This window comes from Butyrivibrio sp. INlla18, assembly GCF_900103635.1.
Classification (GTDB): Bacteria; Bacillota; Clostridia; order Lachnospirales; family Lachnospiraceae; genus Butyrivibrio.
Window position 1 is genome coordinate 37,776 of the sequence record NZ_FMXK01000012.1, and the last position, 26,129, is coordinate 63,904.

The following is a 26,129-nucleotide window of genomic DNA, read 5'->3' on the forward strand; positions in this document are numbered from 1 at the left end:
TTGTACACATGCACAATTTATAACAGTATAACACACTAAAGTTAAAAAGCAGGTCCTAAATTTAATTTAGAACCTGCTTAAATTTTACTCTACATACTTATATTTCTTTAAAAACTGACCGGATACAAGGCAGATTGTAGCACCTGCTACTCCAAGTATGAACATCATAAGGGCTGCGCCTGAGCCTTTGCCCATTCCAAAGAGCGTTGTCCAAAAAGTGCTGTCAACATTAGCAGCCATGAATGGCTCACAGACATGGTCTACTAGAAAACCGCCAAGAAATAGTCCAATTGGAATTGTAAAAAACTGTAGTGTATTCCTACAAGCATATACTCTTCCCTGAAGCTCAACAGGAATGTTGTTACGCATGATAACATCCATATTGGCTGACATCAATGGAACAAATATCCATCCTATTACCTGACCTATGCACCAGATGATCCAGTTTCTTGAAAAAGCTAAAAGAAAGTTCTCAATTCCAAGAGCAAAGAGCATTGTAAGATAAACTACTCTTACTCTGTCTTTTGGCTTTGGCAAGATAGTTGGAAGAAAGCTTCCAATTACCATTGCGACACCAGAGCACGCTGTAACAATTCCAAGGATGTTATTACCTGCTTTTGGTATTACAAGTGCTGGAAGTACTGCGTCAAATGCTGATGCTGTAAGGTTAACACCAGACATGAATAGGATCACATACAGGATAAGAGGAGTATTTTTCAAAAAAGCCAATCCCTCTTTTGCAAGTACAAGTACATTGTCCTTGTGCTCAGAAGCATCCGGAAGTTCTGGAAGCTTGATAAAACACATAAGTGAAACGAAAGCTATAGCAAAGGTCAAAAGATCCATTGCAATTACCACATCAAGTCCAGCTAGCCCATAAAGAGCTGTTGCTATGATCGGATTGCCAATAGAAATAAGTGACCTTGATAAAGACTTAAGTCCACTTGTCCTTTGATACTCTTCCTTTGGCGTGATCAATGAATATGCCACTTCAGAAGCTGGCTGCTGGACTGTGTTCATAAGTCCAGATACCATGTTAATAGCATATAAATGCCACATTGATAAGGCATCTGTCTTGTAGAGCACGTACACAAGAACTGTAGTAAGCGCTGCTATAAGATCACAGATCAGCATAGTCTTCTTTTTGTCGAACTTATCTGACAAGGCACCTGCAAAAATACTCATGATAACATATGGTGCGTATGTACAGATAGAAAGCGCAGCTGTGCTAAGAGCTGAACCTGTCTTTTCATAGATCCAAAGTGTAAGCGCAAATCCTGTAATAGCACTTCCAAGCTGTGATAAGCTCTGAGTACTCCAAAGTATGTAAAAGTCTCTTAAATTCTTTATTTTGTTTTTCATTTATGTAAGCTCCTTTTTCTATTGTTTATTTTTGTGAAAAAGGAGCCTCTGCAATGCAGAGTATCATCTCGCCACCTCCATAATACTTTTTCAAAAATGAGCCACAACCCCCGTCCCTATGGCTCATTTTATATCTTCAACAAGTTTGTGTTTGCCGTCAACTGACTCATATACAAATACTTCGCAGTTTTTTGGTCTTGGACGCCAGATAAAGCCTTTTTTAGAATCTTCTAGGTATCCACGTATTACTCTTATGATACCGCCGTGGCACACAAGCAGTACGTTTTCGTAGTTCTGTTTCTCAAGCTCAGAAAGAAATGAATTAATCCTTGATACCATAGAAGGAATATCTTCTACGCCATTTTTCTTTGGACATGGGAAAATCTCTGGAAATCCCCAATAAAGAAACATTGGAATGCTGACCTTAAAGTATCCAACGCCTTCATAATCGCCAAAGGCAGCTTCTATTATTCTCTCATCCTTAACAACTTCATCTTCTGGAACTCCAGAAATAAGTGAAGCTGTAGTAACTGCTCTTCCAAGGGTAGAAGCAAATACCTTATCAAACTTAACACCTGATAACTTCTCTCCAACGGCTCTAGCCTGGCTCTTTCCTTTTTCATTAAGAGGAATGTCTATCTGGCCCTGCATAAGCTTTGCTGCATTATAATCTGTCTGTCCATGTCTGGTTACGTATATTTTCATAGGATCACTCCGTCGTTTAAGTTTATCTTTTAGGCTTCTTGGTATAAACAGGTCTTATGTTCCTAAGCTCTTCATATAAAAGCTTGTAGTTGTCATAGCGAACCTTAGAAATAAGACCTTTTTCAAGGGCATTCTTGACGCCGCAATCTGGCTCTGCAATATGAGAGCAGCCACCAAATCTGCACTCTGGCTCATAGGCTTCAAACTCTGGATAATACTGCATAAGAGTATCAACTGAAACGTCTCTAAGCTCAAGAGATGTGAACCCAGGTGTATCAATGATGAAGGTATCAAAGCTCTCATCTGACAGTTCTTTTACGAAAAAGAGCTCTGAATGCCTTGTGGTATTCTTGCCCCTTTCAATCTTGCGGCTAAGCTCGCCTATCTGCATATCCGCGTCAGGAACAAGCTTATTTAAAAGAGATGACTTACCAACACCGCTTGGTCCAGCAAGGGTTGTAGTCTTGCCCTTTAAAAGTGCCTTGAGATCATCAAGACCTTTATCCTCTTTGACACTTATGAAAAGAACCTTATATCCACAATTTTCGTAGCTTTCTGTGAGCTTTTGCTTCTCTTCTTCGGAAGCTATATCCTGTTTGTTGAAACATATGATAACAGGGAGGTTTTGCTGCCTCATCATGATAAGGAATCTGTCCAAAAGGTTATAGTTTGGATCAGGCTTGACTATAGCAAACAAAATAACCGCCTGATCCACATTGGCAACAGGCGGTCTAAGTAGCTGGGCTCTTCTAGGTAGGATCCTGATGATATTACCTATTCGTTTTTCCTCATCAATGATGTCTATCTCAACATCATCTCCTACCATAGGTTTAATATTATCTTTTCTAAAGATGCCTTTTGCCTTACATTCATAGATTTTCTCATCTGAGGTTTCTATGTAGTAAAACCCGGCAATTCCCTTTAATATCTTTCCCTGCATTAAATGATCAGTTCTCCTGGTTAAATGTTACTGCTCTTGTAACTGTATATTCTACAGCCTGTCCTCCGGAACTCTCACCAGTCTCAGGATTGGTGGTTGTAGGAGTAGTTGCAGTATAAACAAATGTTAATGTTCCTGTAGGAGAAGTAATTCCCTTGTATGTAGCCTGAACTGGAAAATCTGATGTTGTTGTGCTAAGAAGTGTTGTTCCATCAGATGTCACCAAGGTTACCTTAACAGGGATTCCAAAGGTGAAGTTTTCTCCTTCTGTTGGAGCTGTGATATCTGCTGAATAGCTGTATGTTACGCTTGCAGGTCCAATAGAAAGCTCCATATTGATAACAGTTCCCTCTGAAACAGGTGTGCCAACGGCAATACTCTGTGCACAGATAAGACCTGTAAGATTCGAATCCTCATTGTTGGTCTCAACAATTGTTCCAGCCACAAGGCCAGACTCTACAAGTGTGATAACAGCATCCTCTGAAGTCATACCAATTATATTTGGAACAGTTACCTGTCCGTCTGCCTTGGCATTTGAAACCTCAGTAGTAGCTGAAGCTGTATAGTTAGATCCATTGCTGATATATACTGTGATCTTAGAACCACTAGCAGCTCTACTTCCTGCTGCAGGATCAGTAGATACTACTGTATCCTTAGCTGCTGTGTTTGATGTATCTTCAGCTTTTTCTACATTAAAACCTTTTTCTGTAAGAAGTGACTTAGCTTCTGCATATGTCTTACCAGTTACATTTGGAATTTCGATTCCATCTGCTGATTCCTCAGTAGCTAGTGAAGATGCTACGCTAGAAGCCTCTGCGCCTGCATCAGATGAACCAAATAATCCCATACCCTTAGCAATAAGGATGATAACGATAAATCCAATAAGTACAGCAGAAACAATAGCCATAACTATTGTCATCTTCTCGATCTTGGATGATTCCTGTTTATTATCTTTAGATGATGAACCTCTTCTCCTATTCTGTTCATAGTAGAAATCATCATCATCGTCAAATTCGTCGTAATCTCTTCTAGGTCTCTTACGATCTCTGTCGTAATCGTCATATCTCTTGCCCTTATCGTAATCTCTTGAGAAATCACGATTGAGACGCATCTGCTCAGTATCAGACATTTTGCCTGCACCGCCCTTAACTGAGCTAACTTCCTCATCAGAAGCTACTCTTGTAGCACCCTCTTCATCAGGATCAACAAGAGAAACAAAGTCCTTGTCAGGAGTGATAAGTGACCTCTTGAGGTCTGTGATAAGCTCAGCAGCGCTCTGATATCTCCTATCTGGGCTCTTCTGACAACACTTAAGCACGATCTTCTCAACGCTAATAGGAATATCTTCGTTGTAATCAGCAGGAGTTGGAAGTTCTTCCTGAATGTGCTTGATAGCAATCGCTACTGTTGTATCACCATTAAATGGTACTCTTCCAGTAAGCATCTCAAAAAGTGTAATACCAAGTGAATAGATATCACTCTTGGCATCACTGTATCCACCTCTTGCCTGCTCTGGAGAAGTGTAATGCACAGAACCCATTACGTTGGATGTGATAGTGTTGCTGGTTGCAGCCTTGGCAATACCAAAGTCTGTAACCTTAACCTTACCGTCCTTAGAAATCATAATGTTCTGTGGCTTGATATCTCTGTGAATGATGTTGTTGTTATGAGCTGCCTCAAGTCCCATAGCTACCTGAATGGCTATGCTGACTGCTTCCTTAACAGAAAGACGTACCTTCTTCTCAATATATTTCTTGAGAGTAATACCATCAACAAGCTCCATAACGATGTAGTTAACACCGTCTTCGTCGCCTACATCATATACATTAACAATGTTTGGATGCATAAGTCCAGCTGTAGACTGGGCTTCAACACGGAACTTGGAAACGAAGTTCTCGTTTTCTGAGAATTCCTGTTTGAGCACCTTTACTGCAACAAGTCTATTAAGTTTATGATCTTTTGCTTTATATACATCGGACATTCCGCCAGTGCCGATCTTCTCAAGCACTTCATAGCGATCGCCGATCACCATTCCTATCTTAATCATTCAGTCCTCCATCGTGTGTCAGTTCTTCTGCAAAGGGCTCTATCAGGATAACAGCTATATTATCCTTGCCTCCGTTGTTATTAGCTGCCACAACAAGTTTTTGGGCCTTCTCTATAATATCTCTCTGACCGCTTACTATCTCTCTGATCTCTTCATCTTCGAGCATATTAGTAAGTCCGTCAGAACACATGAGAACAATGTCCCCATGTTTTAATTCCACGTTAAAAAAGTCGATGTCTACCGTATCCGTGGCACCGATTGCCCTGGTAATAATGTTCTTGTCAAGATGGGTTCTGGCTGTCTCTCTATCGATGCCGCCCATCCTGACCATCTCCTCTACCAAGGAGTGATCTCTAGTAATCTGTGTTATCTTGTCATTTATAACATAGAGCCTGGAATCTCCGACATTTGCAACCTGCAAAAATCTTCCAAGCACTGTGCACGCTACAACAGTTGTTCCCATTCCGAACAAGCTCGGATTCTCCGAAGCCTTTTCCCTGAGTTTGCGGTTAGCGATCTTGATAGCATTCTCAAGGATCTTAACAGGACTTTGCTCAAAAGACTTCTCGATCTCTTCAACCATAGTATCTACAGTAAAGCGTGAAGCATAATCACCGGCGTTATGACCGCCCATGCCATCAGCAACAATAAATACGTTTGAAAGATTACCAATCTTTCTATCAGATGAAAAAACGTAATCTTGATTCAGTTTTCGTTTTTTACCTATATCCGTTATAGAAAACGTTTTTAACAAATCTTGCCTCCCGAGCAAACTCTTTTCATGCAAAAATAAGCAGGTATCACTTTTCTTGCTGTAAATGGCGCCTTCTAAGCTGTCCGCAAGCACCATCTATATCCCTGCCCATTTCCCTTCTAATAGTAACATTTATTCGACTTTTTTCAAGTTTATTTTTGAAAGCCAAGGCCCCAGAACGATCTGTGGGCTTAAAGTCTCTTTCCTTGATGGGATTGACGGGAATAAGGTTAACTACGGCATTTATGCCCTCTAACAACTTGGACAGTTCAGCAGCATCTTCATCGGTGTCGTTTACTCCGCTTACAAGGGAGTATTCGAAGGTGAGCTGTCTTCCAGTCTTGTCAAAATATGCTCTGCAGGCATCAAGTACTTCGTCAATGCTGTACTTTTCAGCTATAGGCATGAGTTTTTTGCGCTTTTCGTTATTGGATGCGTGAAGAGACAGTGCCAGGTTAATAGAAAGCTCTTCATCAGCCAGTCTGTATATATTGGGAACAATTCCACAGGTAGAAACTGTAAGGTTTCTCTGCCCCATGTTCATTCCATTTTCATCAGTCAAAAGCTTTATAAACTTAAGGAGATTGTCATAGTTATCAAGTGGCTCTCCACTTCCCATAACTACCACTCGTGATATCTTTTCACCAGTCTCCCTTGAAATAGCATATATCTGGTCTAACATCTCTGAGGGATTAAGGTTTCTGACTACACCATCTATAGTTGATGCACAGAACCTGCATCCCATACGGCATCCAACCTGAGATGAGATGCACACGCTATTTCCAAATTTGTACTTCATGAATACGCTCTCGATAACGTTGCCATCAGAAAGTCCAAAAAGGAACTTCTGAGTGTCATCAATCTTGGACTTTTGAACATCCACAACCTGGAGCGCTGTATAATCGTAATGCTCAATACACTTTTCTTTTAAGCTCTTGGATATATTGGTCATCTCGTCGTAGCTTCTGGCCTTCTTGACGTGCATCCATTCATAGAGCTGCTTTGCTCTAAACTTTGGCTCGCCAAGTTCTTTGATACTATCCTCAAGCTCTGAAAGTGAAAGAGACTTAATATCTATCTTTGTCACTTCTCTTTTCTCCTTAGAAGCTTTGCAATAAAAAATCCATCTGTTTCAAACTCTCCAGGAAGAAGCTGAATATAGCCATCCTTAGAGGTCTTTTTGTCTATCTTGGATGGAAGATTCTCTGTAATATCCACCCTGTCAAAAGGAAGCTCTTTGCAGATCCTATCGATCATAGCTTCATTTTCTGCCTTGTTGACAGTGCAGGTTGAATACATGAGTATTCCGCCTGGTCTGACGTAGTCATAGGCTGATTTTACTATCTCCCACTGAAGTTCAGACAGCTCTTTTAGGCCTTTCTTGGTGGTGTTAAGCTTGATATCGCTCTTTCTACCTATGATGCCAAGTCCTGAGCAAGGTACATCAAGATAAAGAATATCCGCCATATCCTCAAGGTTTCCATCATGGATCCTAGCGTCAAAGGCCTCAACTTCGATATTTGAAAGTCCAAGTCTCTCAGCATTTTCTCTGATGATGTCACATTTTCTATCAGAAAGGTCTCTGGATATGACTCTTCCTTCTACTCCAACTCTCTCAGCTGCGTGAAGAGTCTTGCCTCCAGGAGCCGCACAGACATCTATAACGGTCTGTCCTTCTTTTGGATCTGCAACTTCAGTAACAAGCATTGAGCTTACATCCTGAACTGTAAACAGCCCCTCATCAAATCCTGGAAGGAATCTGATGTTATCTGTCTTTTCAAGGTCTACAGCATAGCTTAGAACTGGATTTTTCTTAGCTACTGCTCCTGCCTCATTTAGCTCTTTTACAAAGGCATCAACAGATGAATCAAGGTCTGAAGCCTTATTCATCTCCATGAGCTTAGGTACATTGAGCCTTATTGTTGTCGGTCTTGCCTGTAAAAAGAACTCCAAAATGCTCTCAGTTTTGTCAAAGCCATACTCAGATACCCACATTTCGCAGAGCCACTTTGGTGTTGAGTAAAACACTGAAAGATACTCACAACCATTATCTATAGCTTTGTCAGGGTATTTGATGTTGTCTTTATTTCTGGAAATATTTCTCAGGACTCCATTTACAAAGCCTTTGAGTCCAGAAAACTTGTGCTTGTCAGCAAGCTTAACTGCTTCATTGCAGGCTGCTGAGTCTGGAACCTGATCCATAAACATGATCTGGTAGGTTCCCATTCTCATAAGGCTTCGGATAAGAGGCTGCATCTTCTGCACCTTTACCTTTGAGAACTGATCCAAACAATAGTCGATCTGGGTCTGTCTCTCAAGGCACCCATCAACTACTCTTTTTATAAACGCCTTATCTCTTGTTTCAAGATAGTCGTACTTTTCCAAAGAATCTTTTAACAAAGACATCTTACCAGCCTTGTCTTTGTCATATTCCATTAGGATATTTAAAACAATCTCACGAATATTAGCCAATTACTCACCCTCATAAATCATTTAAAATACGTTACAATGCCGTAGATCATCAGGAATGTGATGAGCGCTGGAAGAACATATTTAAAGTACCAGCTAAGTTTGCGGCTTACCTTGATTCCAAGACCGCTGTTCACTTCTTCTAAATACTTATCAAAGCCCCATCCGTACTTGGTTGTGCAGAACAGGCAGCAAATAAGTGATCCTATAGGCAGGATAACGTTACTAACAATGAAGTCCTCAAGGTCCATGATGTTGGTTCCTGGCTTGAGTGGTTCAAAGCCTTTGAGCACGTTAAAGCCAAGGGTACAAGGGATAGAACCAAGTGTGATGACTATGCCTGCTACGAGAGCTGCCTTTTTGCGCTCGCTTCCAAATATATCGATTGAGAAGCTTACTATGTTCTCAAATACACCAACCATGGTAGAAAGAGCTGCAAAATACATGAACAGGAAGAATAAGCTTCCCCACACTCTTCCAAGAGGAAGTGCTGTAAATACATTAGGAAGTGTAAGGAAAATAAGGCTTGGACCACTGTCAGGAGATACACCGTAAGCAAAGCATGCTGGAATTGTGATAAGTCCTGCAACGATAGCTACGAAAGTATCAAGTCCTGCAACAAGTATTGCCTCTCCTGCAAGGCTTCTTTCTTTTTTGATATAGCTTCCAAATATCTCCATGCTGCCCATACCAAGACTAAGGGTAAAAAAGCTCTGGTTTAAGGCTGCATACATAACATTTCCAATACCAACATTTCTGATGTTGTCCACATTTGGCATCAAATAGAAGGCAACGCCCTCTGATGCTCCCTGAAGTGTAAGGGATCTGATTCCCAAAACTATCATGATACAGATAAGAGCTATCATCATGATCTTGGTGATCTTCTCAACACCGTTCTGAAGTCCCATAGAGCAAATGACCATAGTGATCAGCATTGTGATGACCATGTATGCTATGAGTATCTCAGGGCTATCCATCATAGTAGCAAATGCACCCTCGATTCCCTCTGTTGTCTGCCCTTCAAAAGCCCCTATGAGCATCAGTACAAAATATCTAAGTATCCATCCTGAAACTACTGAATAGAACATAAGAAGCAGGTAATTACCAAACATTGCCATGAATCCTGACAAATGCCACTTAGTTCCCTCTTTTTCAAGCTTTTTATAAGCTGGATAAATACTCATCCTACTGGCTCTACCTATGGAATACTCCATAGTCATAACAGGAACACCCAGAATAAGCAAAAATAACAGATAAATAATTACAAAAATGCCTCCGCCATACTGACCTACCATATATGGGAAGCGCCATACGTTTCCAATGCCGATCGCACAACCTGCTGACAGCAAAATAAAGCCTAATCGGCTGCCAAGTTTCTCTCTTTCTCTCATGCTCTGATTACCGCCTACGATTATTTAGCATAACTAGTCTAAGAAGCTGGACTACAGCTGAAGCTGCGCTTGCCACATATGTCATAGCGGCTGCAGTTAAGACTTTTCTGGAGTCAGCAACTTCCTCGTGTCCGAGGATGCCGTACTCTTCAAGCATTACGAGAGCTCTGTGAGAAGCATCAAATTCTACAGGAAGTGTTACAAGCTGGAACAATACTGCCAGCGAAAATACCACGATTCCAATACTGATAAGTGGTGAAAAGCCAAGGAGCATACCAAGGATCAAAAGAGGTATTCCAGCCTTTGAACCAATATTTGCAGCAGGAAGAAGTGCTGTTCTAAAGGACAGTGGTGCATATCCAAAGTGATGCTGCATGACATGTCCGCACTCATGAGCTGCAACGCCGATAGCTGCCACACTTGTTGAATCATAAGTTGCATCAGAAAGATTAACTACCTTGTTTCTAGGATCATAATGATCTGTAAGTTCTCCTCTGACGTGGCATACTGACACATCAGTAATACCATTTCTACGGAGGATCTCCATTGCAGCCTGTGCACCAGTCATGCCGCACATACTGCGAATTCTTGCGTATTTCTTATATACAGATGAAACTCTGTAACTAGCTACCATACAAAGAATAGCCATAAGAATGACTAAAAAGTACATAGGGTCCATTCCATACCCAAATGCTCTACCATATCCGTAATACATATATATCGCCTCTTTCCTTATTGTTTTTCTTTATTATCCAAGCTTTGTTCCAGCTTCAAGCTTATATCCAAGAAGGAAGTCTTTAACTGCCATTCTCTTTTTGCCTTCAAGCTGAACCTCTGTAATCTCTAATAAACCGTCACCAGTTGCTACAGTAAAAGATTCTTTGGAAACAGATACTACGCTTCCTGGCTCTTTTCCCTTTGATGACTCGGATAATGCCTTGGCTTTCCAGATCTTAAAGCTCTTACCACCTAAACTTGTAAAGGCTGATGGCCATGGATTAAGACCTCTTACAAGGTTTCTGAGTGTCTCTGCATCCTTAGTAAAATCGATCTTACCCATATTCTTGGAAAGCTTACCGCACTTTGTTGCCTTTGCTTCATCCTGAGGAACAGGTGTGAGCTCGCCTCTTTCGATCATAGGAAGGGCATCTACTATGAGCTCGCCTCCAAGGATTGACAGCTTCTCAAAAAGACCGCCTCCTGTCTCTTCCTCATGGATTGGGATTTCTCTCTGGATAAGAATATCTCCAGTATCCATTCCTGCTGCCATCTGCATGATAGTTACACCTGTAACCTTCTCACCATCAAGGATTGCCTGCTGAATAGGAGCAGCTCCTCTGTACTTTGGAAGGAGTGATGCGTGAATATTAACGCATCCAAACTTAGGAATATCAAGGATCTCCTGTGAAAGGATCTGTCCAAATGCAGCTACTACGTAGATGTCTGCTTCGATACTCTTAAGATAAGCTACATGCTCAGCCTCTTTTATCTTGACTGGCTGAAATACAGGAATATCATGCTCTAAGGCACAAGCCTTAACATCCGATACCTGAAGCTCTCCGCTTCTACCCTTTGGTTTGTCTGGCTGTGTTACAACAAGCACTACTTCGTGACCTGCTTCTATGATCTTTTCAAGGGCTGTCCTGGCAAAATCAGGGGTTCCCATAAAAACAATCTTCATTAAAATAATTCCTTTCAAAATAAAAATAAGTCCTAAAAGGACACTCTTAAGTGTACCATTTTAGGACTCATTTGTACAATTTAAGGCGATATCATTCAGCAGTGATATCTGCGCCAAAATATTTAACTGAGATCTCTGAAAGTGTACCATCAGCGCGAAGTTCTGAGATAGCCTGATTGATCGCAGCTCTAAGGCTGTCATTGTCAGAACCCTTTGCAAGAGGAACAGCATACATAGTAACTTCTGAATCCACAGCTGCAACTTTAAGATCAGTTGTTCCTGTAGTATTGAAGTAATCCTGAGCTGATGTATTGGCGTTGATAGTAGCATCAACAGTTCCGTTTAATACAAGTGTCATGGTCTCGCCAAGTGTATCTACGTTAGATACTGTAGCGCCATACTTGATTCCCATTGCTTCATATGTTGATCCAGCTGAGTTAGCTGTTGTCTTGCCGTTTAAATCCTCAAAAGATGAGATTGAATCATTTGAAGCAAGAGTTACAACTACTGCATGGTCATATGCATAAGGATCTGTGAAATCATAAGTTTCTGATCTGTCAGGTGTAACATCTACGCCGTTAGCCATCATATCAAATGTTCCTGTAGATACACCAGTAAGTCCGCCATCAAAAGCAACTTCCTTAAACTCAGGCTCTACACCAAGCTTCTTTGCAATAGCAGCTGCGACCTCGACATCAAATCCAACAAGCTCATCTGTCTCTGGATCATGATAAGTAAATGGAGCCCAAACGCCCTCTGTTGCAATTGTGATCTTGCCTGCTGCCTTAATGCGTGCAAGGTGATCTTCTGTAGCATTTTCAGTGTCAGCTGCTGCATTCTCAGCCTGTGATGTTTCTGCTGGAGTTTCATTTGTAGTCTCATCTGCTCCGCTCTGTGAACCACAAGCAGCAATAGATGCGCTTAAAAGAACTGTTGTCAGTAGCATAGATAGTTTTCTTTTCATAATATTCTCCTTGTCTATCTGTAAACTAGTTTGCAGTTTCCTTATTTAGTTTTCTGTGAGCCGCAGGAACTCTTTGGTCCTCGCCTGTTTTGGAGCTGTAAAAAACTCCTTTGCAGGTCCTTCCTCTACGATATTTCCATCTGCCATGAAGATAACATGGGATGAAACATCTTTGGCAAAGCCCATCTCGTGGGTTACGACTATCATAGTCATACCCTCAGAAGCAAGCTTTCTCATTACTTCTAATACCTCTGCTGTAAGCTGAGGATCAAGTGCTGAAGTTGGCTCATCAAAATATAGTATCTCAGGCTTTGTAGCAAGAGCTCTTGCAATAGCAACTCTTTGCTGCTGTCCGCCTGATAACTGACTTGGATAATAATCTCTAAATTCTTCCATTCCTACCTTGGTAAGAACGTCTATTGCGATATTTTCTGCCTCTTTTGAAGGAATCTTTCTTGCAGATGTAAGGCCAAGTGTCACGTTTTGGATAACAGTCTTATTGGCAAATAAGTTGTAATTTTGGAACACAAAGCCAGTCTTTTTTCTGATAGCTGCTATATCCTTTTTGGAAATATCAGAAAGGTCATACTCTCTTCCATCAAATACAAATCTTCCGCCATCAGCTTTTTCAAGAAAGTTGATGCATCTAAGAAGTGTAGTCTTACCTGAACCTGATGGTCCCAAAACTGATACAACATCGCCTTTATTTACTTCTATACTAACGCCCTTAAGGACTTCATTATCCCCAAAGGTCTTCTTAATATCTTTTACCTGTAATAGTGCCATAGTATGCCCTCTTTACTTGCGCTGACCGTAGCTTCCAAGAATCTTTTCACCCTTCTTCTGAATAAATGTCAGTACAGTACAGAAAATAAGGTAAACAAGCGCTACCTCAATATAAAGAGGCAGATAATTATATGATTGTCCTGCAAGCTGCTTGGTTCTGGTAAACATCTCAACTACTGTGATACTTGATGCAAGTGATGTATCTTTTACCATACTGATAAGCGCATTGAAAAGTGATGGGAACGCTGTTCTGAAAGCCTGTGGAAGGATGATATGCCACATGATCTGCATATAGTTCATGCCCACGCAGTAGCCAGCCTCTAACTGCCCCGCAGGAACAGCCTCCATGGCAGCCCTCATGGTCTCTGCACTATACGCACCTTCATTTATAGAAAAAACTATAACAGCCATAACAAACGGATTAGAATGGATTCCCAAAAGTGGAAGTCCATAGAAAGCTACCATAAGCTGAACCAAAAGAGGTGTGCCCCTTATGATCCAGATATAGAGCCTGCAGATTTCTTTGATCACAGGTACATCCGCATACTGCACCATAGCCACTAGTACTGCGATCACAGTAGACAAGATAAATGCCAGTGCCGCAAGCGGAAGTGTAACCTTTAATCCATATTCTAGTATTTTAGGAAAAGAGCTCATAAGTAGCTCTAAAGTCTTTTCATTTAACATCTGATACCCTGCTCATATATGGTGTGAGCAGATCAAAGATCATTCCTCTTCCTGATCCTCTTCTGCTTGTGCCATAATTTCTTCGTTGTCTACAAGGTCGCCTTCAACCTTTTCTACATACATATGTCCATCAAGGTGATCAAGCTCATGACAGATAGCTCTAGCAAGGAGCTCCTCGCCTTCGATGATATATTCTTTGCCTTCAAGATCAAAAGCCTTGGCCTTAACGTAATTTGGTCTTGTAACTACACCTGACTTACCTGGAAGTGAAAGACATCCCTCATAGCCTGTCTGCTCGCCGCTTGTCTCTAAGATTTCTGGGTTGATCATAACGATTGGCTGATCACCTTCTGAAGAACAGTCGATCACTACAACTCTCTTGAGGATTCCTACCTGAGGTGCAGCAAGTCCAACACCGTTAGCTTCGTACATAGTCTCAAGCATGTCTGCTACTAATTCCTGTATTCTAGGAGTGATCTCTTTAACGTCCTTACACTTCTTTGCAAGTACATCATCACCGTATTCTCTTATTGTTCTAAGTGCCATTTTGGCCTCCTTTATTATAAATAATCTGATTCAATCTATATTATCATATAATAAAGCATTTTTGATATATTGCATTTGCAATTAAGTTTTGTACAATTTTATTATATGATATCTTATTTTTAAAAAATGTCAACTACTTCTTAGAATCCATTGACTGGATCAAAGTCAAACTGAACTGATATATACCTAAGTTTTCCTTGGTCTTCAAGGCTTCTGATATATTTTTCTAATAGGTCTTTGTAATATATAAGTCCCTGATAATCGCTCATCTTAACATAAACAGCCATTCTGTAGATGTCATTGATCCTTCCGATCGAGGCCGCTGCAGGTCCAATAAATACAGAACCTTCAAGCTTTCTCTGTTCCATAAGAGTTCTGAGCCTTGTAGCAAAGGCCATTCCCTCTTCTTCGTCCTTACTCATGATCTGAACTGACATCATGTGCGACACAGGAGGATAGCTCAAAAGATCTCTGTAAGCGATCTCCTCATCATAAAACTCCTTGTAATCCTGCTTGGACGCCGCAATTATGCTGTAATGGTCAGGCTGATAGCTCTGGATTATAACGTTGCCTTTTTTGTCTCCTCTGCCTGCTCTTCCCGCTGCCTGAGTCAGGAGCTGGAAGGTTCTCTCACTTGCTCTATAGTCACTAGCGTAAAGAGACATGTCTGCCGCAAGTATTCCAACCAAAGTAACGTCAGGGAAGTCATGCCCTTTTACGATCATCTGCGTTCCCACAAGTACATCAGCTTCTTTGTTGGCAAAGGCTGAAAGGATCTTCTCATAACTTCCTTTGGCTCTAGTGGTATCAGCATCCATTCTAAGGACCTTGGCCTGTGGCCAGAACTTCTTGACCTCATCTTCTATCTGCTGTGTTCCTGCCCTGAAGGAAGAAACATATTTAGAAGAACATTTTGGACAGATTTTTTTGACTGGTTCTTCATAGCCGCAGTAGTGACACACAAGCCTTCCACCTCTGTGCTCAGAAAGAGCTACGTCGCAGTGTGGGCATTTAAATACATGTCCGCAGGATCTACAGGATACAAATCCGGCAAGACCTCTTCTATTGATAAAGAGCATTGTCTGCTCGCCTCTACTAAGTCTATCCTCTATGAGCTCCTGTAATCTTAATGAAAAGATGGATCTGTTGCCTTTTCTGAGTTCTTCTCTAAGGTCTGCTATCTCAACTGTAGGAAGTGTCCCGCCTGTAAGCCTTCTATTTAGCTCAAATAACTTGTACTCTCCTGTCTGAGCTCTGTAATAAGACTCCAAGGAAGGTGTGGCTGATCCTAGTACTACAGCTGCCCCATCAGGAAGAAGCTTAGATAACTCTATTGCTGTTTCCCTTGCGTGGTATTTGGGCATGGTCTCGCTCTTATAGGCAGACTCATGTTCCTCATCGATTATTATGATTCCTGTATTTGGAAATGGTGTGAAAAGAGCTGATCTTGGTCCGATAATGATATCTATATCGCCAGTTCTTGCTCTCTCCATCTGATCAAATTTTTCTCCTGGAGAAAGTGTAGAATTCATTACAGATACTCTGTCTCCAAAGTGTCTGTAGAATCTCATCAAAGTCTGATAGGTAAGGGCTATTTCTGGAATCAGAACAATTGCCTGTTTACCCCTTTTGATAACATCATCAATAAGGGCAATATACACTTCCGTCTTGCCGCTTCCAGTAATGCCGTGAATGAGGTATGTATTTCTTTTGCCCTCATCGTAATCTCTTTTGACAGTATCAACGATATGCTGCTGCTCATCACTAAGGACAGCCTTGCCATATCTTGAACTCTCTGCTGCCACTGGCTTTCTATAATACTCTTCACTCTCAATCTTGATGATTCCCTGGTCAGAAAGCGCTTTGATGGTCTGAGAAGCTATATTAAGCTTACCAGTAACAAATTCATAAGGAATCCTGTCTTCAGGATTCTCTAAAAGCTCCTTTAAAAGCCTTTCTCTGGCTTTTTGCTTTTTCCTAACACACTCGTTATAAAGATCTCTTGCCTGCCTTAAGTCCATTCTAAGAGAAATGTACTTGTGGACCTGTATATTCTGCTTCTTGGCTGCAGGAAGAACTGTCCTAAGAGCAGCTATCATGGTAGAACCGTAGTGTCTTTTCATCCAGGCTGCAAGCTTCATTGATATATCCTGAGCTGATACCACTTCATCAGATACATCGATTATCTCTTTTATCTTGTCAGGATCCCAATTAGGCTCATCTGTGAGCTCAATAACAAAGCCCTTTCTGGTAGTATTCCCTCTACCGAAGGGAATAACTACAGGGCTTCCAATGTCAATCTTACCCGCTAGGTTATCGGGTACCTTATATTGAAAAGGCTTGTCCACCTTCTCATGTGAAATATCAATGATTACATTTGCGTACATAAATATAGTTTACAATGATTTACTTTCTCTCGTCGAGAATCTCCTGGATAAGTTCACGTTCATCCATGTGATACTTTACGCCCTTGATCTCCTGATAGTCCTCGTGGCCTTTACCTGCAAGTACGATGATATCGCCCTGCTCGCCGTGATCAATGGCGTATGCAATAGCTTCTTTTCTATCTGTGATCTTGATGTACTTACCATCTGTCTTCTTCATACCAGTCTCAATATCATTTATGATATCCTCTGGCTCCTCGAAACGAGGGTTGTCAGATGTGATGATAGTAACATCAGCATATCTTCCACTTACTTCACCCATCTCAAAACGTCTGAGCTTACTTCTGTTGCCACCGCAGCCAAAGAGGCAGATAAGTCTGTTTGGATGATAATCGCGAAGTGTTGTAAGAAGGCTCTTAAGGGCCATAGCATTGTGAGCATAGTCGATCATAAGTGTGAAATCATCAGACACCTTGACCATCTCAATTCTTCCTTTAACCTTGGCTTCCTTAAGGGCAGGTGCGATCTCTTCTGGTGTGCATCCAAGATTGTGTGCAACAGCAATAGCACAAAGAGCATTGTATACACTGAACTTACCTGGTGTCTTGATCTCTGCATGCATTTTAAGGAATCCATCAGTATCAAAGAATACACCAAGTTCGCCTGGCTTGTGGATATATGCAAGATTGATTGCTCTAAGGTCGCAGCCTTCACCAAATCCGTAAGTCTGAACCTTGCATGTGTGTCCCTCTAAGATATCATCAACATGAACATCATCACCGTTTAAGATACCAACCTTACACTGCTTGAAAAGAAGGCTCTTGCAATGCATATAGTCTTCAAAGTCAGTGTGCTCGTTTGGTCCAATGTGATCAGGTTCGATATTTGTGAAGATACCTATATCAAAAGTAAATCCCTGAGTTCTATGAAGCATAAGTCCCTGAGATGATACTTCCATTACTACGCTATCGCATCCAGCTTCAACCATCTTGGCCATGTATTCCTGAAGCGCGAATGACTCAGGTGTTGTGTTCTCTGCATGAATATGCTCATCGCCAATGATGACTTCGATAGTTCCAATAAGACCAACCTTATGACCTGCGTTCTCAAGCATGTTTCTGATAAGATAAGTTGTTGTTGTCTTACCCTTTGTTCCTGTGATACCGATAGTCTTTAATTTGCTTGCTGGATTTCCAAAGTAAGCTGCTGAGATAAATGCCATTGCATATCTAGTATCTTTTACTCTTACTACTGCAATATCAGAGCCTTCTGGAAGCTCTACATCCTGACTTACAACGATTGCTGCAGCCTTCTTTTCAGCAGCTTCTTTTGCACAGCTATGTCCATCAAAATTTGCACCCTTGATGCAGATGAAAAGAGATCCTTCAGAAATCTTTCTGTTGTCGTTAACTACATCCTTTATTTCGACAACTGATGGGTCGATCTTCTCTCTAGAATTCCCTCTAGTCACTTCAAATTCTAGTTTTTCCAGTAAATTACTTAGTTTCATATTAGCCTCTCCATTTTTTATTTTTTCGTCACATTTTATTCACAATTTTGCAGTATTATATACGTATAGATGTGAGCAATAGCTCACAATCTCCCCCTCATAAGAAACCGCAGACACACGCTTCGCGTGTGTTTTTGTGGTTTTAGGGGTATTTTTTTTACACAAAATCATTCATTACTATCTGAATGCTATCTCTTCCCTGATAACTATTGATATCCGGATAATATGCTATATTTACCTTCATATTTTCTGCTGTTCCGGCATATAGCTCATCAAGTCCCTCCTGACCATATTTCTCAGTAAGGAATCCATGCCACTTATCCATATCTCCAAAGTACATCATATCAAGGATCTTGCCTGTTCCGTCTGATACTTTGTATTTGCCGCAGTTCTTGTTCTTGCCAAGAATCCTACCAGATAAAAGATATACATCTCTTTGAGCAAAGCTTGGTTTAGAGTTTCCTGTTCCAAAAGGTTCAAGATATTTAAACTCTTTAACAAGATCCATAGTAGCGTATTTAAGTGGCATTACCATATCAAGGTGAACGATCTCCTGAAAATCTTCTGGTTTAAGTTCACATTCGTCGTTAAGCCTTTTTCTTAAGATCTCGATATTTTCCTCAGGAAGTGAAAGTCCTGCAGCCATCTTGTGTCCGCCAAACTTAGTAAAGAGCTCTTTGCATGCAGATAAATGTTCAAACATGTCATAGCTCTCAATTGATCTTCCAGATCCCTTGGCGCCGCCATCTAAAGCTTTAGTTAGGATAATTGTAGGTCTGTAATACTTCTCTTTTACCTTACCAGCAATGATACCTGCTATAGACTCATGAACCTTTGGAAGGTACAAAACAATGACCTTTGGAAGATTTCCTTCCTGGCTCTGGCTCTCAACCATTTCTATAGCTTCATCAACGCCCTTCTTGGTAAGGTCCTTGCGGTCATCATTCATAGCCTTAAGATCGCCGGCTATCCTGGCAGCTGTAGCCTCATCCTCACAGGTAAATAGTGAAAGCGCCCTTGTTGCAAGGTCAAGTCTTCCTGTTGCATTAAGGCATGGTCCGATCACAAATCCATAGTGAAAGCTAGACATCTCACGAGCATTAAGACCATTTACGTTTATAAGCGCTTTTAAGCCCTTATTTGATGTATAAGGAATTCTGTTTAGGGATTCCTTCACAATGATCCTATTTTCGTCTCTAAGCTCCATTACGTCGCATACAGTAGCAATTCCTGCAAAGATGATCTTCTCGTCAAAAAAGGCCTTTAATTCGTCTTTTTTGTCATCAAAAAGACCAGCCATAACCTGAAGGAACTTATAAGCCACTACTGCTCCGCAGATCTCTTTAAATGGATAAGTTCCATCCTGTCTCTTTGGATCTATTACTGCATCTGCAGGAGGAAGGATCTCTTTGTCTCCATCCTTTGGAACCTCGTGATGGTCTGTGACAACAATATTCATGCCGTTATCCTTGGCATGCTGAACCTGGTCATAGGCTGCAATTCCATTGTCGCAAGTAATGATAGTATCAATGCCATCTGCAAGAGCATCATCCACAAGCTTGATACTAAGGCCATATCCATCCTTGATCCTGTCAGGAAGAACGCAATCTACTGTTGCTCCCATAAGAGAAAGTCCAGAAACCAAGATATATGATGAACATATGCCATCAACGTCATAGTCTCCTATTACTCTTATCTTGTCCCCAGCCTTGATCCTATCAAGCATGATCCTTGCTCCCTTTTCCATATCCGCCATTCCAGCTGGATCATGGAGCATGGACAAGCTTCCGTGAAGGTACTCATCAACAGTCTGAGTATTACACTTTTCTGCCTCATTTTCTCTACTATCTATAAGCCTGTTAGCAATAAGTCTGGCTGTAATATTAGTGATTCCAAATTCCTTGGCAATCCCATCAAAATCAGCTTTCTTATTTGCTATCATCCATTTTGCCATAATTACCTAAATCCTTATATAAAAAAAATTGTGTTCTTCTATGTATAATGTGCGAACACTCATCTGATATCATACCATATTTTTCCTATTATTTTTTGTAGTAGATACATAACATGAAAATAACCCTAGTAGATCTACGTTCTGAACGAATGTGAAGTAAATCTACTAGGGTTATTTGAATGTTTAATGTATCCTACAAAAAATACTACTGAGCGAACAATGAAAAATAATGCCGTTCATGCGTCCGCTACCAGCACCTCAAGCTTTCTTCTTGAACTTTGTCTTAAGGTCGTACCAGATTGGTGATGCGATGAAGATTGATGAATATGTTCCGCAGATAACACCAACCATAAGAGGAAGTGCAAATGCTTTGATATCAGCAACACCAAAGATGAAAAGTGCAAGTACTGTGAAGAATGTTGTAGCAGATGTGAACAAGCTTCGTGTAACTGTCTGTGAAACTGATCTGTTAACAAGATCTGCTGCTTCTCTTCTATTAGTAGCATCATGAAGGTTCTCACGGATACGGTCGAATGTAACGATTGTATCGTTGATTGAGTAACCAATGATTGTAAGTACTACTGCGATGAATGTGCTACCTACTGAAAGGTATCTAATAAGTGCATAAGCTGTGATAACAACAAGTGCATCATGTGCAAGAGCTATAATAGCTGCAGCACCAAACTTGATGTCCTTGAATCTTACCCAGATGTAGATAAGCATAAGTACAAGTGCTACGATAAGAGCTTTAACAGCTGCGCCTCTCATCTCACCTGAAATTGTTGAACTGATTGTCTCAACAGCAATGTTATCAGCTGTTATGCCATAGTTATTTTCAAACATAGTCTCAACAGCTTCTCTCTTTGAAATATCAAGAGTTGTTGTCTTGAATACTACCTGATTTGTTCCTGCAACCTTGTTGAACTGAACTTCGCTTACGCTAGCTGCATTCTTGATATCAGGTACGATCTTGCTTTCAATTGTCTCACGATCATAGTCCTGATCAAAAGTAACTGTTGATGATGTACCACCAACGAAGTCAAGGCTGTAATTGAATGCGCCAATACCCTTTGCTGAATTGATACCCATTGTAGCGATACCAACTACGATCACAAGAGCAGAAATTACGTAGAAGATCTTTCTCTTTGAAACAAAGTCGATTGTTTCAATCTTCTTAGCCTTACCATAGAAAGCTACATTTTCAAATCCAAGTCCGTAGAGGATAGAAGTAATAACCCTTGTAACTACGAGAGCTGTGAACATTGAAAGGATGATACCAAGGATAAGTGTCTCAGCAAATCCCTTGATAGAACCTGTTCCACCAATTCTAAGAACGATAGCTACGATAAGAGTTGTGATGTTACCATCAAGGATTGATGAAAGAGCTTTGTTATATCCATTCTTTCTAGCTTCATCAACTGACTTACCAACTGCAAGTTCCTCTTTGATTCTGGAGAATACAAGCACGTTAGCATCAACCGCCATACCAATTGAAAGGATGATACCTGCAATACCAGGAAGTGTAAGTGTCATCTCAAATGCTGAGAGAAGGAACACTATAAGTCCGCAGTAGAATGCAAGAGCAAGTGTTGCTGAAAAACCAAGTAATCTAAAGAACACGATCATGAAGATTGCGATAAGAACAAATCCTACTGCTGCTGCAATAAGTGATGTCCTGATAGCATCTGATCCAAGCTGAGCACCAACTACACTAGAACGAAGTTCTGTAAGCTGAAGCTTAAGTCCACCGATTCTGATAAGTGAAGCAAGGTTCTGGGCTTCTTCATATGTACTCTGTCCTGTGATAACAGCCTTACCATCTGTGATTTCTGCCTGAACACGAGGGACACTGATGAAGTGACCGTCATAGTAAATACCAATTGTCTCACCAGCTGCATAAGCCTTAGCTGTTGCCTCAGCAAATGCCTTAGCGCCTTCTTCTGTAAACTCAAGAGAAACAACTGGCTCCTGAGCGCCATAAGAATCCTGCTGTGAAGCTGCCTGTGAGCTAGCTACCTGATCACCTGTAAGAACAATTGAACCATCTGCCTCAAGGTCTTCCAATGATTTATCAAGAACATAACCCATGATGAGGTTTCCGGCATCGTCTACTTCCATAGTGCCATCAGCATTAACTCCATAGTGATATGAATAGTTCTGATTGCCTTCGCTATCTGTCTGAGCGATGAAATAAAGGTTACCAGGCTGTCCGAGTTCCTTAAGTATCTTGTTTGCATCTGATACGCCAGGAATCTCGATGTTAATTCTATTTGAACCTTCCTGATATACTAAGGCTTCTGTGCTATACTGCTCTACACGCTGCTGGAGCTTGTAGATTGTATCGCTCATATCCTCTTTATCAGGATTCTCTTCTCCTGATACTTCATAGGTGATACTTACACCACCTGCAAGGTCAAGACCAAGGCTGATACTTGAAAGTGATCCTGACTTGTCCGCACCAAGTCCGTAAACTGCTGAATAACCAACTCCCCCAAGCAGTAAAAGGACTACGATGAGAGCTAAAAATGACTTTAGCTTTTTCATTGATATATCCTCCCGTTACATTAAGCTTCTTCGGCCATAGCCGCTTTTATCATAATCGCACATTCAATTCGCTTTCTCTGAAGCTCACATCCGTGCTTATATGTCGTATTGATATCGCCGTTGAAATTATAGGCATTTGCAGCACAACCACCGCTGCAATAATATCTGGCAAAGCATTTCTCACACTCAGGTCTTGAGTATACATTACTCTTTTTGAACATTTCCCTGATATCGTTTCTGGTAATACCTTCGTATACATTACCCATAATAAAATCTTCATTACCAACAAACTGATGACAAGGATAAAGGTCTCCCCATGGTGTAACACCAAGATATTCACATCCTGATCCACATCCAGAAAGTCTCTTGGCTACGCAAGGGCCACCCTCAAGATCGATATTGAAATGGAAGAAGTTAAAGCCTCTTCCCTCTTTCTGTCTCTCAAGATAGAGCTTAGCAAGCTTGTCATATTCCTCGCAAAGCTTTGGAATGTCCTCATCCTTAAGAGCGTACCAATCTTCTGGCTTGGCTACTACTGGCTCTACAGAGATCTGCTTGAATCCAAGATCTGCAAGATGCTTGACATCTTCAGAAAAATCAAGGTTATTGTGAGTAAATGTTCCTCTTACAAAGTATCTGAGCTGATGACGGCTCTCTGCTACCTTCTGGAACTTAGCAACTATATCATCATAGCTGCCCTGTCCTCCACGTCTAGGGCGCATGAAATCATGAACTTCCTTACGTCCATCGATGGAAAGAACGATGTTACCCATCTCTTTATTTACATATTCAAGAATTTCATCATTTAAAAGAGTTCCGTTTGTAGTAATTGTGAAACGGAAATTCTTGTTATGCTCTTTCTCGATCGAACGACCATACTCAACGATCTTCTTGACTACTTCCCAGTTCATAAGTGGCTCGCCGCCAAAGAAGTCAACCTCTAGGTTTCTACGATTTCCTGAATTAGCTACAAGGAAATCAAGAGCCTTCTTACCAACTTCTTCACTCATGAGAGCTCTTCTGCCGTGATACTCACCCTCATCAGCAAAACAATATTTACATCTAAGATTACAATCATGTGCGATATTGAGGCAAAGAGCCTTAACTACAGTCTCTCTATTCTGGAAATCGTCAACATAATTCTCATATACATCATCTGTATAAAGAACCTGTGCCACGCGAAGCTCTAAGAGTTCCTCAACTGCTTCAGAAATCTCTTCCTGAGAATATTTATCAGAAACGCCATCCAAGGAAAGAGCTTCCTTAGAGAGCCATTCTAAATCTTCTTTTTTAACTTCCTGTTCGTCATCAGCGGCTGCAGCACTGCCATACTTGCCACTGAGCTTGTCCTCAACAAAACTAACTAGATCAAAAACAACATCATCAACTACGTGAACTGACCCGCTGTTAACATCTAGAACAATGTTGTAACCGTTGTTCTTATAAGCGTGAATCATAAAATCTCCTAAATAAGTTTTACACAAAGCAGGCAGCGACCTCGGCCGCTGCCCGAAATAATTACATTTTCCTAAATATCAAGAATTACTTGCTAAGCTGCTCGCAGCTCTGGTTACCTACTGTGCAAGATGTCTTGCAAGCAGACTGGCATGATGTCTGGCACTCACCGCATCCGCCCTTCTTCATTGACTCTTTAAGATTTCTTGTAACTAATGACTTTACGTGCTTCATAATTGCCTCCTACTTGAAAATGTTAACTAATTTTCCACTTTCGAGTTTTTTACATCGTCCTAGTATAACATATATTGTAAAAAGTTTAAAGTGTTTCTTTTTCTTCGTTTTCCACAGGTGTGTTAACTGTCATAAGAACCTTGGTGATCCTGTTTCTCTTAACACCTCTTGCAGTAAGCGTAATACCGTTATCCAGTGTTACTGTCTCACCATTTCCAGGAAGTCTGTCAAGATTCTCGATCATAAGTCCACCTATAGAATCGTAGTCCTCGGAATCAAGATCCGTGCCAAGAGCATTGTTGATATCATCAAGCTTCATATTGCCCTCTACAAGATATCTCTTTCCACCTACGTTCTTGATCAGCTCTGCTTCATCAAGGTCATACTCATCTCTGATCTCGCCAACGATCTCTTCTAAGAGATCCTCTAAGGTGATCATACCAACAGTTGCACCATACTCAGATAAAACAAATGCCACGTTCTGAGTTTTTTCTCTCATTTCCATGAGAAGATCAGCTGTCTTTTTAAATTCATAGGTGTAATAAGCTTTTCTGATGTAATCCTTTATCTTGAAGTTTTCTTTATCTTCTACAAGAATAAGGTCTTTTACATTGATTAGGCCTATTATATTATCCTGTTCATTACCTTCATACACTGGAATTCTGGTGTACATATCTTCCTTGAAGGCTTTCATGACCTCATTGTAATCGGCATCTGAGCTAACACAGCTCATATCGATCCTTGGAATCATGATATCCTTGGCAAGAGCATCACTAAAATCAAAGACATTGTAGATGATCTGTTTCTCACCGCTTTCGATGACGCCATCTTCGTGGCTTACATCTACATAGGTCTTGAGCTCAGTCTCAGTCATGGACTGCTTGTTATTGGTGTCTACTCTTATGATCTTAAGGATGATCGTAGCAATGCCATTTATGATGAAGCTTAAGGGCATCATGATATACATGATAGCTACGATAAGTGGCGCATACCACAAGGACAAAGTCTCAGCATGAGCTGTTGCTATAGTCTTTGGTATGATCTCGCCAAAAATTAGTACAACAAGTGTCAGTATTCCTGTACCTACGCCAATAAGCTTACTTCCAAAAAGCTCTGTCACATATACTGTCATAAGTGCAGATGCACTAAGGTTGACAATGTTATTGCCAATAAGTATCGCAGAAAGAAGCTTCTGTGTGTCCTCGCATATATTAAGCACTGTACCTGCGCCTTTTTTACCATCGTCGAGCATAGCTCTCATCTTGACCTTATTGACTGTCATAAAGGCTGTCTCAGCTGATGAAAAGAATGCTGACAAAAATACAAGTACGATCAATATAGCGAGTCGTATCGCGTGTGTGTCCACAATTTCCTCCTATAAGAAAACTCTTAATCCAAGTGAAATACTGGATGAAGATCTACAGCTACAGGGCTGTTGTCTGGATTGGTATCCATAATATCTGCCATGAAATCCCACCATTTGCGGTTGATAGGAGTATCAGCACTCTTTGCCCAAAGCTCTTCATCTTCTATCTCGATATAACCATACAATACATTAGTCTCTTCATCTAAATAGATACTGTAATTGTGTCCCCCATGTTCATGGATCATTTCCTGCATCTCAGGCCAAAGCTCATTGTGACGCTTCTCATACTCTTTTGCCATTCCTGGATACAGCTTCATCTTAAAGCCTTTTCTTATCATGTCTATACCCTC

22 protein-coding genes are annotated in these 26,129 nt (G+C 40.9%); all 22 read right to left on the reverse strand.

Annotated elements, in window-relative coordinates:
• Positions 1-84: 84 nt before the first annotated feature.
• A complete protein-coding gene (locus BLS24_RS09750; RefSeq protein ID WP_091758549.1) occupies positions 85-1,362 on the reverse strand; it encodes an MFS transporter in 1,278 nt (425 codons plus the stop codon).
• A gap of 123 nt (positions 1,363-1,485) precedes the next feature.
• On the reverse strand, positions 1,486-2,067 hold the full coding sequence (locus BLS24_RS09755; protein ID WP_091758551.1) for a histidine phosphatase family protein: 582 nt from the start codon (positions 2,065-2,067) through the stop codon (positions 1,486-1,488).
• 22 nt (positions 2,068-2,089) lie between these two features.
• The gene (gene rsgA / locus BLS24_RS09760) at positions 2,090-3,007 is read right to left on the reverse strand and encodes a ribosome small subunit-dependent GTPase A (protein ID WP_091758553.1); all 918 of its coding nucleotides are present in this window, start codon (positions 3,005-3,007) and stop codon (positions 2,090-2,092) included.
• A 7-nt stretch (positions 3,008-3,014) separates the two neighbouring features.
• Positions 3,015-5,054: a Stk1 family PASTA domain-containing Ser/Thr kinase gene (gene pknB, locus BLS24_RS09765; protein ID WP_091758555.1), complete on the reverse strand. Its 2,040-nt coding sequence runs from the start codon at positions 5,052-5,054 to the stop codon at positions 3,015-3,017.
• Entirely contained in the window at positions 5,047-5,808 is a 762-nt protein-coding gene (locus tag BLS24_RS09770; protein ID WP_091758558.1) for a Stp1/IreP family PP2C-type Ser/Thr phosphatase, read from the reverse strand. The genes pknB and BLS24_RS09770 overlap by 8 nt, the downstream gene beginning before the upstream one ends.
• A gap of 46 nt (positions 5,809-5,854) precedes the next feature.
• Positions 5,855-6,895: a dual-specificity RNA methyltransferase RlmN gene (rlmN, locus tag BLS24_RS09775; RefSeq protein ID WP_091758560.1), complete on the reverse strand. Its 1,041-nt coding sequence runs from the start codon at positions 6,893-6,895 to the stop codon at positions 5,855-5,857.
• Positions 6,892-8,280, reverse strand: coding sequence for a 16S rRNA (cytosine(967)-C(5))-methyltransferase RsmB (rsmB, locus tag BLS24_RS09780; RefSeq protein ID WP_091758563.1), 1,389 nt, complete (start codon positions 8,278-8,280; stop codon positions 6,892-6,894). Before rsmB ends, rlmN begins: the two co-directional genes overlap by 4 nt.
• A gap of 17 nt (positions 8,281-8,297) precedes the next feature.
• Positions 8,298-9,668 carry a sodium-dependent transporter gene (locus BLS24_RS09785; protein ID WP_091758565.1) on the reverse strand — a complete coding sequence of 457 codons (1,371 nt, stop codon included), beginning with the start codon at positions 9,666-9,668 and terminating at the stop codon, positions 8,298-8,300.
• A gap of 7 nt (positions 9,669-9,675) precedes the next feature.
• Positions 9,676-10,383, reverse strand: coding sequence for a zinc metallopeptidase (locus BLS24_RS09790; RefSeq protein ID WP_071176494.1), 708 nt, complete (start codon positions 10,381-10,383; stop codon positions 9,676-9,678).
• 33 nt (positions 10,384-10,416) lie between these two features.
• The gene (fmt, locus tag BLS24_RS09795; protein ID WP_091758567.1) at positions 10,417-11,349 is read right to left on the reverse strand and encodes a methionyl-tRNA formyltransferase; all 933 of its coding nucleotides are present in this window, start codon (positions 11,347-11,349) and stop codon (positions 10,417-10,419) included.
• Between the two features lie 91 nt (positions 11,350-11,440).
• Entirely contained in the window at positions 11,441-12,313 is an 873-nt protein-coding gene (locus tag BLS24_RS09800; RefSeq protein WP_207647972.1) for a transporter substrate-binding domain-containing protein, read from the reverse strand.
• A 45-nt stretch (positions 12,314-12,358) separates the two neighbouring features.
• Entirely contained in the window at positions 12,359-13,099 is a 741-nt protein-coding gene (locus BLS24_RS09805; RefSeq protein WP_091758569.1) for an amino acid ABC transporter ATP-binding protein, read from the reverse strand.
• Between the two features lie 12 nt (positions 13,100-13,111).
• Positions 13,112-13,786: an amino acid ABC transporter permease gene (locus tag BLS24_RS09810; RefSeq protein WP_091758572.1), complete on the reverse strand. Its 675-nt coding sequence runs from the start codon at positions 13,784-13,786 to the stop codon at positions 13,112-13,114.
• A 39-nt stretch (positions 13,787-13,825) separates the two neighbouring features.
• Entirely contained in the window at positions 13,826-14,332 is a 507-nt protein-coding gene (gene def / locus BLS24_RS09815; protein WP_176764406.1) for a peptide deformylase, read from the reverse strand.
• 140 nt (positions 14,333-14,472) lie between these two features.
• Complete coding sequence (gene priA / locus BLS24_RS09820) at positions 14,473-16,719, reverse strand: replication restart helicase PriA (RefSeq protein ID WP_091758576.1); 2,247 nt, start codon at positions 16,717-16,719, stop codon at positions 14,473-14,475.
• 19 nt (positions 16,720-16,738) lie between these two features.
• Positions 16,739-18,226 carry a UDP-N-acetylmuramoyl-L-alanyl-D-glutamate--2,6-diaminopimelate ligase gene (locus tag BLS24_RS09825; protein ID WP_091758578.1) on the reverse strand — a complete coding sequence of 496 codons (1,488 nt, stop codon included), beginning with the start codon at positions 18,224-18,226 and terminating at the stop codon, positions 16,739-16,741.
• A gap of 157 nt (positions 18,227-18,383) precedes the next feature.
• Positions 18,384-20,180 carry a single-stranded-DNA-specific exonuclease RecJ gene (gene recJ / locus BLS24_RS09830; RefSeq protein WP_091758580.1) on the reverse strand — a complete coding sequence of 599 codons (1,797 nt, stop codon included), beginning with the start codon at positions 20,178-20,180 and terminating at the stop codon, positions 18,384-18,386.
• Positions 20,181-20,438: 258 nt separating this feature from the next.
• The gene (gene secD / locus BLS24_RS09835; protein WP_091758582.1) at positions 20,439-22,724 is read right to left on the reverse strand and encodes a protein translocase subunit SecD; all 2,286 of its coding nucleotides are present in this window, start codon (positions 22,722-22,724) and stop codon (positions 20,439-20,441) included.
• A gap of 20 nt (positions 22,725-22,744) precedes the next feature.
• The gene (scfB, locus tag BLS24_RS09840; RefSeq protein ID WP_091758584.1) at positions 22,745-24,181 is read right to left on the reverse strand and encodes a thioether cross-link-forming SCIFF peptide maturase; all 1,437 of its coding nucleotides are present in this window, start codon (positions 24,179-24,181) and stop codon (positions 22,745-22,747) included.
• An 85-nt stretch (positions 24,182-24,266) separates the two neighbouring features.
• Positions 24,267-24,413: a six-cysteine ranthipeptide SCIFF gene (gene scfA, locus BLS24_RS09845; RefSeq protein ID WP_013281386.1), complete on the reverse strand. Its 147-nt coding sequence runs from the start codon at positions 24,411-24,413 to the stop codon at positions 24,267-24,269.
• Between the two features lie 85 nt (positions 24,414-24,498).
• The gene (locus tag BLS24_RS09850; protein ID WP_176764407.1) at positions 24,499-25,779 is read right to left on the reverse strand and encodes an HlyC/CorC family transporter; all 1,281 of its coding nucleotides are present in this window, start codon (positions 25,777-25,779) and stop codon (positions 24,499-24,501) included.
• Positions 25,780-25,802: 23 nt separating this feature from the next.
• On the reverse strand, positions 25,803-26,117 hold the full coding sequence (gene rhaM, locus BLS24_RS09855) for an L-rhamnose mutarotase (RefSeq protein ID WP_071176506.1): 315 nt from the start codon (positions 26,115-26,117) through the stop codon (positions 25,803-25,805).
• Positions 26,118-26,129 lie beyond the last annotated feature (12 nt).